Consider the following 2434-nt stretch of genomic DNA (forward strand, 5'->3'; position numbering starts at 1 on the left):
CTTCATAATGGCTTTGATCCACTCGAAAATTTATTTATTTCGACGGCTGTGTTCGACAAATTATTCCCTATTCCCCGAAGTATAATATTGCCATAATACTAAGGGATGAATGGAGGAGCAGAGCATGCAGCTGAGAAAAATGGTATTTGTACTGGGGATTCTTTTATTGGGTTTATGTGTGATGGTAAAGCCGGCAGAGGCCGCGGAGAAGGAAGCCATTATAATTAATAAAAGCATTAATCAACTCGCATTTTATGAAAATGGCAAACTTCAAAAAACGTTTCCTGTAGCAACGGGAAGGACGAAGAGTTTGACACCGGAGGGGAAATTCCCGCTCGTTAATAAGGTGAAAAACAGGCCGTGGTACAAAGAAAACATCCCGGGTGGTGATCCAAGGAATCCTTTGGGTGCAAGGTGGCTTGGGATAAAAGTTCCGGGCGACTGGGGACGTACCTCAGGGAACGTATATGGTGTCCACGGTACAAATAATCCTTCTTCCATTGGTACGTACGCATCCAGTGGCTGTATTCGAATGCACAACAAAGACGTCATCTGGTTGTATGAACGGGCTGACAAGAACATTCCGGTATATATCACAAGTTCCTCTTCGTCCTTTACGGCATTAGCACAAAAATATGGAGTCGGATCGGGCAAGGTTGTCGCAGGCTATGAGACCTTTAACGAAACGTTAAGATATGGCAGTAAAGGGGAATCTGTGAAAATTCTACAGCGAAAACTCAGCATATCCGCTGATGGATCTTTTGGTCCGCAAACCTTAAGAGCTGTTAAGAAATTTCAAACCTCAAAAGGATTAGTGGCGGATGGTATTGTAGGGCCGAAAACGAGAAAAGCATTATTCAGCAGTAAATAATGCAGGGAATTCCAAAAATGTATAGCAGGATAAGCCTCTTCTGAATGATCCCGAATAAAGACATTTCAATCATGTCTTTATTCGGGTTTTTGGGTTCCGTTACAAGTTAAATTAGCTCCTTGAGTTAATTGTATGACAGTACCTTTAATTCGCGTCTAAGGTCATTCTTGAATTCTATTGTTTATGGTGTAAAAGGATAATGTTTATGTAGTTTTGGGTGTTTTATTGGCTATCATATGGTAAATGAATATTGCTGAAAAACTTTTTGCTCTTCTTATAGAGTTAGTTAGATGATAATTTTATCCATTCCTCATTCGATGCTTAAAGGTATGAAACCTCTGAAGACTAATTCAGAGAGAAAGTATGTCTAAAACATCACGTTTATAAACGAGAGGTATTTTGAAAATAGAAATATCGCAGGAATGATATAATAGATATCATCTACTCAAAGATCATAGGAAAGAAAAGGGGGCATAGTATGCCAAAACATAAAATCTATACCATGAGCTTCGCAAGCGTGTATCCCCACTATGTTAGGAAGGCGGAGAAAAAAGGACGTACGAAAAACGAAGTCGATGAAATTATCCGTTGGCTGACAGGGTACAGCCAGGAAGAACTGGAGGCGCAGCTGGAAAAAGAAACAGATTTTGAAACCTTCTTTGCGGAAGCTCCCCAACTGAACCCTTCCCGGACCATGATTAAAGGTGTAATCTGCGGAGTCCGGGTTGAAAACATTGAAGAACCAACGATGCGGGAAATCCGCAATATGGATAAGCTAATCGATGAATTAGCTAAAGGAAAAGCGATGGAGAAGATTTTGCGAGAATAATGATTACAGAAGAAACACTGCTTTCATTTTGCAATCGGAGTTACTCATAATGTTTAAGAAAAACAGTGATCCCGTTAAAGATAACTCAATACCAAGTGTTCTGGAAAATGGGGGCGATTATCTAATAAAGGTGATCGTCCTTTTTAATGAGAATGAATGAATCAAATAAGTTCTTAATGATGGATGATTAGGACAAATAATCACCTGGTTATGTTAAAATTTTCTTGTGAGCAGTAATTGAAGTGAGGTTGGAACTTGGACTTTCTAACGGAAAAAGTCATATACATTTCTTTATTTATTTTAGTCATTCATACGATTGAAACCCTGGCTTATGCTGTACGGTTATCGGGAGCACGAGTCGGATTAATTGCATCGGCTTTGTCTTTATTTAATTTAATGGTCATTGTTTCGCGGATGGCCAATATGATGCAGCAGCCTTTTACGGGAAGCTTGGTGGATACAGCACCAAGCTCAAATACCTTATCGTTTGTGGAAGATCAGTATCGAGTCATTATTGGGGCTTCTACGATCGGCACAATCGTGGGGATTATTTTACTGCCAACGTTTGTGGCGTTATTTTCAAGGTCTATTATTCATCTTTCCAAACAAAAAGGATCCATTCCATCTTTATTTAAAACCTTTTTCTCACTGGACTATATAAAACGCGGCTTAAATCAGATGCATTTTCCGAATAGAACGTATTTAAAAGGTTTTTCAATGGCGCATATTCCCAA

3 protein-coding genes are annotated in these 2434 nt (G+C 39.3%); all 3 read left to right on the top strand.

All coding sequences use genetic code 11. The features are described 5' to 3' along the window. Positions 1–124: 124 nt before the first annotated feature. Positions 125–871 carry a L,D-transpeptidase family protein gene (locus WAM07_RS14600; RefSeq protein ID WP_422167995.1) on the top strand — a complete coding sequence of 249 codons (747 nt, stop codon included), beginning with the start codon at positions 125–127 and terminating at the stop codon, positions 869–871. Positions 872–1349: 478 nt separating this feature from the next. Beyond that, the gene (locus tag WAM07_RS14605; RefSeq protein ID WP_422167997.1) at positions 1350–1700 is read left to right on the top strand and encodes a DUF2200 domain-containing protein; all 351 of its coding nucleotides are present in this window, start codon (positions 1350–1352) and stop codon (positions 1698–1700) included. A gap of 255 nt (positions 1701–1955) precedes the next feature. Then, positions 1956–2434 (top strand): lipid II flippase family protein (locus tag WAM07_RS14610; protein ID WP_422167999.1); only part of this gene is annotated, 479 nt, incomplete at its 3' end.

The organism is Halobacillus sp., assembly GCF_049282395.1.
Classification (GTDB): domain Bacteria; phylum Bacillota; class Bacilli; order Bacillales; family Halobacillaceae; genus Halobacillus.

What these genes read in the sequence shown, in the direction of transcription:
- WAM07_RS14600 (WP_422167995.1), top strand. Translation starts at nt 125, where the DNA reads ATGCAGCTGAGAAAAATGGTATTTGTACTGGGGATTCTTTTATTGGGT.
- WAM07_RS14605 (WP_422167997.1), top strand. Translation starts at nt 1,350, where the DNA reads ATGCCAAAACATAAAATCTATACCATGAGCTTCGCAAGCGTGTATCCC.